The sequence below is a fragment of the uncultured Meiothermus sp. genome, assembly GCF_937863175.1.
Classification (GTDB): Bacteria; Deinococcota; Deinococci; order Deinococcales; family Thermaceae; genus Meiothermus.
Window position 1 is genome coordinate 23,192 of sequence record NZ_CALMCQ010000281.1, and the last position, 6,351, is coordinate 29,542.

The 6,351-nt window shown below is 64.2% G+C and carries 4 protein-coding genes; 1 reads left to right on the plus strand and 3 read right to left on the minus strand.

Annotated elements, in window-relative coordinates; translation table 11 throughout:
* Window positions 1-10: 10 nt before the first annotated feature.
* Together Q0288_RS10630 and Q0288_RS10635 are read right to left on the minus strand one after the other, a co-directional pair.
* On the minus strand, window positions 11-2,779 hold the full coding sequence (locus Q0288_RS10630) for a tetratricopeptide repeat protein (protein ID WP_299430204.1): 2,769 nt from the start codon (window positions 2,777-2,779) through the stop codon (window positions 11-13).
* A gap of 207 nt (window positions 2,780-2,986) precedes the next feature.
* On the minus strand, window positions 2,987-3,793 hold the full coding sequence (locus Q0288_RS10635; RefSeq protein WP_299430206.1) for a PEGA domain-containing protein: 807 nt from the start codon (window positions 3,791-3,793) through the stop codon (window positions 2,987-2,989).
* Window positions 3,794-3,962: 169 nt separating this feature from the next.
* Between Q0288_RS10635 and Q0288_RS10640 the strand changes: the two genes are divergently transcribed.
* Window positions 3,963-4,742, plus strand: coding sequence for a fumarylacetoacetate hydrolase family protein (locus tag Q0288_RS10640; RefSeq protein WP_299430208.1), 780 nt, complete (start codon window positions 3,963-3,965; stop codon window positions 4,740-4,742).
* A 13-nt stretch (window positions 4,743-4,755) separates the two neighbouring features.
* On the opposite strand, the gene Q0288_RS10645 is transcribed toward Q0288_RS10640, so the two are convergent.
* Window positions 4,756-6,276 (minus strand): NFACT family protein, encoded by a 1,521-nt coding sequence (locus Q0288_RS10645; protein ID WP_299430210.1) that lies wholly within the window; start codon window positions 6,274-6,276, stop codon window positions 4,756-4,758.
* Window positions 6,277-6,351: the final 75 nt, after the last annotated feature.

Sequence of the window (6,351 nt, forward strand, 5' to 3'; positions counted from 1 at the left end):
CGGAACCAGCTTAGGTCTGGCTTAGCGAGAGGGCCAGGGCGTCCTCGAGGGCCAGCGGAGAACGATCTCCCAGACGAGCCTCTAGCGCCTCGGCAGGCCAGATTTTACCCAGCACCCGACCCAGCTGGGCTCGGTAGGGAACGGGCAGGCTGGTACAGGCCTGAAGCTTCTTCCAGGCTGCTTCCTCCTGGCCCAGCCCCAGCAAAGCCTGGGTTTCCAGCCCCAGTTTCCAACTTTGCACCCCGGGGTCTTGTAAATCCCCGATCTGCACCACCTGAGCCAGCGCTTCGGCCCACTTCTCCTGCCTGGCCAGGGTCTCGGCATAGCCCAGGCGGGCCTGGGCCTGGAAGTAGGGGTCGTTCTGACGCAGATAGCCCTGTAGCATCTGCTCGGCTTTGGCCGGGGGCAGCAGCAGGGAAAGCTTGAGGGATACATCAATCGCCAGGGCGATATAACGGTCACCCGGTAGTTGCCTGCTGGAGAGCTCTTTCTGTAAATTGCGCAGAATTTTCTCGCTCTCGGGGGCTTTTTGACCACCCACATAAGGGGGCAGATAAGGCAGCCCGCTGGCCCGCACCCAGTAGGCTACAGCGATGCGGTAGAGCGTACGGCGGTGGCGGTAGTGGGCTTCCTCCGGGCGCTCACGTACTTCACGAAGGTATTTCTCGGCCTGGGCCAGGAGGTTCAGGGCCTCCAGAGGGCGGCCCCGCACCAGCTCCAGCACGCTGGCCTCACTCTGGGCGCGGGCGCGAATAAAGTCGTCGGAGGCTTCGCGGATAGACTGATACAGATATTTTTCCGCTTCGGCAAAGTTGCCGATACGTCTGAGCGCCGTACCAAACCGGGCCTGCACCCGAGCCACTTCTTCAGGGGGAGCACCTGAGGTCTCGAGGGCTTCCAGGCCCTGCCGCATCTGGGCCTCAGCTTCGTAGACTCGCCCGGTGCGCAAGAGCAAATCGCCCGACTGGTAGCAGGCCCGACCCACCAGCAGGGGGTCGTGGGTCACCTGGCGCAGAGCCTCCAGGGCTTCCTCGAAGCGGCCTGCGTCCTTGGCGACCAGGCCCTGCCACAGCCGTACCCGGTCGGCCAGGAAGGGTTGGATGGGCAGGGAAAGGGCTTGTTGCACATACGCCTCGGCCTGGGGGTAGTCGCCCTGCCAGCGCTCTACCGCAGCCCAGACCAGAAGCCCCTCGGCCCCCACGTCGCCTGCGAGGGTCTCGGGCGGGGGCAGAAGCTGCAAGGCCGCGGGGAAGTCCCCCGCGTCCACCCTGGCTTCGGCGGCCTTAACCCTGGCCCAGGACTGGGTGGCGGGGTCGGTAGAACTGAAGAGCAGCTCGAGGGCATCCAGGGCCTCGGGGTGGGCGTACTGGCCCAATACCGCACGGTAACGCACCACGGCCATCGCTAGCTTTTCCCGCTCGAGGGTGGGCCAGTGTTGCGACTCGGCCCAGAGCGTGGGCAGCAGCGACAGCCGGCTGGGGTCTTGCGAGAGCAGCTCCAGCAGTTTGTCCAGCCGATGGGCGCCCCGGGCATGGTGCAGCAAGCGGAACAGATCCCCCTTGAAAAAATCCAGTGCCAGCGCGTGTAGTTTGCGGGCTTCTTTCTCGGGTACTGCAGGCAGCAGGGTGCGCAGGGCCGGGCGTACCTTGCCCTCGCCCATTGGGGCCAGCAGGGCCCGCTCGGCCTGCGAGAGGTGCTCGAGCCCCTTGTTCAGGGCTTTTTCCAGCAGGGCCACCGGAATACCGGGGTCGGCATCGGGAGAGAGGATGGTTAGCGCCTGCAGGATGGGGCGCAGGGTGGTGTCTTGAGCGAGGTTGTAGCCCGCCAAGGCCGAGGGGTTGCTGCCGTGGGTTTGGGCAGCTTCCAGGAGCACCAGCCGCGAAAGCTCCGCAAAATTGCGTCCCGCCTGGTTCACCAGTGCCCCTACCCGTTCGGGGGGCAGATCGGGCAGCCGGTCTTTCACATAGCGGCGGGCTTCGGCCCGGCTGGGGGCCGAGAGCGGATTCCAGGCCAGGTTGGGCGGGGGTTCGGAAAGCCCGGCCAGAAAGGGAATGGTCAGGCGGCGCAGCAGGGGTTCAACCCAGGTGGCCAGCCCCACCGGACTGCCCTGTGCGTCGCGCAGGCTCAGCCCACCGATCTGACCCTCTTTTTCGGCCCGTAACAACAGAGGCTTGCCATAGGCGTTGAGGGCCTTGGCGACGCCATTGCGCAACTCATCTTGCAAGGCGGCCTGCAGGGCGTAGGGCTGGGTGGGGGAGAGCTGCGAAAAGATAGCCTCCAGCTCAATGTCCAGCTTTTCGGCCAGCGGATACAGGTGCTGGGCCAGTTCCCCACCCAGATTAACCATCAGGCAGTCGGGCACGGCCCGCTCGACCGCTGCCAACAACACGCCCTTGCCGGTCACAGCCCCCCCCACCACTACCATCTGGGGTTTTTCGCCTTGCTCGAGGGCCCGCACAAAACGCCGGAACAACCTGCGCTTATCGCGCCCCAAAGCCCGCCGGGCGGATTCGAGGGCCAGTTCCGAGGGCAGGGTGGGGGGTTCCAGACCCGACTCGGTGTATAAATCGCCAATTAACTCGAATAGCCGCAGCTTCTCTTCCGGGCTACCCAGATCTTTGTACAAAATGTTGCGTACTGTCCCGGCCCGTCCCCCACGTTCGGCCACGGCTGCTTCCAACCAGCGCAAGCTCCCTTTTTTACCGCGATGGTCTCGTCCGCTAAGGTGGGGACGCAGGGTCTCGAGGTGGGTCTGCCAGAGTGTACTTACTTCGCTCACAGTATCTACACCATACCGAGGTGTAGTGTAAGGTGCAAGCAAAGGGCCACCGGGGGATGCACCCCTGTTGTGCTGTGTGCCGAAGTGCTGCCGAAACCTGGTAGCCAGACGCTTCCTGGTCGCCTCTGGGTTCCGTGCAGGGGTGCGCCCTCTACGGCAACCGCCTCCCCACAGCCCTCGACCCTCGTCCTGAGGCTTGCGAAAGGCTCACTGCACCAGTTCAACTTCCAGGTTTTTGTTTCTGGGCACATTAATCAGCGCGCTAAAAGTGCGGTAGCCGGGGGCCTCGACCTGCAGGGTGTAGTCGCCGGTCTCGAGCTGAAAAACCGAGCGCTCCAAGCTGCTGCGGGCAATCTCGGTGGTTCCCCGCAGTATGCGAATGGTGGGGTTGGTAGCAGTAACCCTCACGCTGAGCAGGCAAGGACAGGACGGCTCGACTTCGCGCACACTGCCCGAAGCAGCAGGCAGGGAAGGCGCGGCGGGAGGGAGCGGGGCCGTACTGGGCTCGGCGGGGCCTGGCAGAGGCGAGGGCTCAGGGGCGGGCTGGGGGAGGCCGGGTTCGGGAGTGGTAGGGGTGGGGCTGGGTTCCACCGGCGGAGTCGGGGCTGCCCCGGTATCGGGTGTTGCTGGGGCAGCGGGGCCCGTGCGGAAATTATTGAGCGGATCGGGGATGGTGTCCGAGGTGAGCAGGTTCTGGTTGGGACTGCCCAGCAGGGTGATGCTGCCAAAACCTACCAGAACCAGCAACATCGCCATAGCTGCCGTCCAGCCCGCGATGCGGCCCCGGCGCAGGTTTAGAAAGGCCCAGGCCAACAACAGCACCCCTAAAATGCCCAATCCCCAGAACACCGGGCTGCCGTACTGGTGATGGAGCCAGGCCCCACCCAGTCCAAACAGGCCCAACAGTGCGCCAAACCCCATCCACGATAGCCCCCCGCGCCGGAGGCTGGTCAGACCCCACAACAACATAAGCAAGCCCATAATGCCCAGAACCCATAGCAATAGCGCGTTCATACCAACTCCTTTCGCGGCCCGCTGCAACCGCCATACATAGACTCTAACACCTGACCCCGCTTCCATCGTGCGAGGCTGTGGGAGCAGGCATGACCCCTGACTTTTGCACCGCCCGCAAGGCAAACGTCCTGGCGCAACAGCGACCTGGCAACGGTATACTTTACCCACTATGAAGCTGGTTCGTTTTGGTGCAGGACAATGGGGGATTCTCGAAGGAGAGATGATCCGCGAAACCGATGGCCCGGCGGGCAATCCCACCGGCCATCATCTTGATCTGGGCGGCGTGACCCTGCTGGCCCCCGCCACCCCCACCAAGATCGTCTGTGTGGGGCGCAACTATCTCGATCACATCAGGGAGATGGGCCACGACCCCGATCTGCCCAAAGAGCCGGGCTTGTTCCTCAAAGGACTGAATACCCTGGCCCACCCCGCCAACCCGGCCCGGCCCGATCAGTCCGGTGATGTGGTGCCCTATCCCAGCTTCACCGAACTGCTGCACTTCGAGGGCGAACTGGCAGTGGTGATCGAGCGACGGATGCAAAAAGTATCGGAGGAAGAAGCCCTGGACTACGTGCTGGGCTATACTTGCGCACTCGACGTAACCGCCCGCGACAAGCAGAAAACCGATTTACAGTGGGTGCGGGCCAAGTCCGCCGATAAATTCTGCCCGCTGGGACCGTGGCTGATGACCTCGCTCGAGCCCCAGAACACCACCCTGCGCACCTACGTGAATGGCGAACTGCGCCAGGAGGCCCACACCAGTCTGATGATCTTCCCGGTAGCCCGAATCCTCTCCTACATCAGCGAGTTCATGACCCTCGAGGCCGGCGATGTGGTGCTAACCGGCACCCCCGAAGGCGTGGGGGAACTGCGGCCGGGCGACCACGTGGAGGTTGCCATTGAAGGGATTGGCGACCTGCACACCCGAATTGGCCACAAACCAGCGTAAGTGCTGCCCCGCTTCAACCCTCTGGTAGGGCTGCTTCCACGAACAGGGTCTTGCCCTGGGTGTAGAGCACCTGGCCGGGGGTGGCCTTGCGTGGGCGCCAGACGTGTTTTCTGGCGGTGTAGTCCACCGGCACATTGGGTTCGCCCCTGGCCCTGGAGTAAAAAGCCGCAAGCTGGGCTGCATAGAGCAGATCGGGCAGGGCCGCGCCCCGGCCCTGGGTTCGCAGGATGACATGTGAGCCTGCAATGCCCTGGGCATGGAACCAGAGGTCTTCGGAGTGGGCGCTGCGGGTGAGGAAGTCGTTTTCCTTGCTGCTGCGGCCCACCCAGACCTCGTAGCCACCGGGGCTGCTGAAGCGCAACCCCACCTCGGGGCCTTTCTCGCGGATCAGGCGGTTCTGGGTTCGCAGTTCTTCGAGTGATAGGCGTTCGATACGTCCTAACTCGGCCTCGAGGGCCGCAATCTGAGCCTGGGTGATGGGCTCTAGCTCGAGGGCTTTTTCGGCGCCGGCCTCGAGGCGCTTGGCCCGCTGATAGAACCTGCTGGCGTTCTGGATGGGGGAGAGGCCCATCTCCAGCGGAATTTCCACCGTCTGGCCCGAGAAATCCTCCAGCCTGACCGAAACGCCCGGCTCGATGCGGTGCGCGTAGGCCATCAGCAGGTCGCCCCAGGTGCGCAGCCGCTGGGCCTCCTCCAGTCGTTCGATGGCTTTGTAATAGTCCCCCTGGCGGGCCTGCAGGGTCTTGATCTGCCGCCTTAGGGCCTCGCGCAGGGGCTTGCGCAGGGCCTCGGTCTCCTCCCGCTCCCAGGCCGCCCGCAGTTCCGCCGAGAGGTCGGTGCGCTGGGCAGGCTGCTCCACCAGCCTGTGGATAACCCTGTGGACAAGCGGCAGGTGTTCGGGGATTAGAGGGCTATCGGGGCTCAGGTCGGCGCGGCGGACGAGTTCGGCGCCCAGCTCCTTGCCCACCCCGTCCAGGTTTTTGATGAGTTGGGCAAAGGTTTGGCCCAGGAATGGCGCTAGTTCCTCCACCCTCAGGCTGCGGGGGTCTAGCTTCTGGTATGGCGGGGGCGGTGTGTAGGGCAGCCCAGGTCGCAGCTCGCGGAAGCGGTTGACTGCCGAGGTGACAGGGCGGTCAATGCCCATAATCTGTCCCGACTGGTCACAGACCATCAGGTTGGCATTGCGCCCGGTTAGCTCGAAGATCAGCCGGGCCGGGGCCGTGTCCACAAAACCCTTTTCCCCCGCAAACTCCAGAAACACCACCCGGTCGAGCTTAATCTGCTCGAGCCTCAACAGACGCCCCTTGCAGCGAGCCTCGAGCAGCCGCTGGAAAGGGGTTTTGGCCTCGCCTTCCACACGGCCTTCTTCCAGCGTGAGGATGGGGCTTGGAGGGCGGTAACGCAAGACCAGGTTGCCCAGGCCCTCCAGAAGCAAAGCCGCCGTGCCCTCGTCGGGGAATGCCCAGCCCAGGCCGCGCAGGGGCAGCCGTGCCGCCAGACCGCGCACCAGGGCATGAATCAGCAAACCTTCCACGCTCAGGAGTCTAGCGGACTCCTGACCCCACGCCCACCCCGGTTGAGTGCGTCGGCGTAAATCACAAGCAAAAGG